General features: G+C 60.6%; 1 protein-coding gene. It reads right to left on the reverse strand.

The features are described from left to right. On the reverse strand, positions 1 to 404 hold a 404-nt coding region (locus B1964_RS27930; RefSeq protein ID WP_139765915.1), incomplete at both ends, for a DUF222 domain-containing protein.

A 404-nucleotide genomic window follows, 5' to 3' on the forward strand; every position in this document is an offset into this window, starting at 1 on the left:
CGCACCAGGAGTGCTTTGCGTTGCCCGGGGGTGAAGAAGCGTTTCGCCTCGCCAACACTGAGCGGTACACCGTTGGGGTCGAGGATGATTTTGGTGATGGTGGTGTCACACGACAACATTCGGGCGGTGGCTTCGGTGATGGCACCCATATTCTGCAAATCCCCACCGAGTGCCGGGTTGTCCGCCGACCAGGTCCACAACAGGCCGTTGGTCGGTTTGGCCGAGAAGGTGGTGTCGGCCAAGCCTTGTGCCGCCAACTCCACGATCGTTTCGAACGCGGCAGCACAGATCTGTTCGGGTGTCCGGGGATCGGGGGATCCGTCGGGTTGAGGTTTCGGCGCCGACAAGGTTTCCATCAGAGTTCTGGTTTTCTCGCCGGCGATGATGTCGAGGTTCGCCGAGAT

It is taken from the genome of Gordonia sp. i37 (assembly GCF_002043085.1).
In the GTDB taxonomy this organism is placed as follows: Bacteria; Actinomycetota; Actinomycetes; order Mycobacteriales; family Mycobacteriaceae; genus Gordonia; species Gordonia polyisoprenivorans.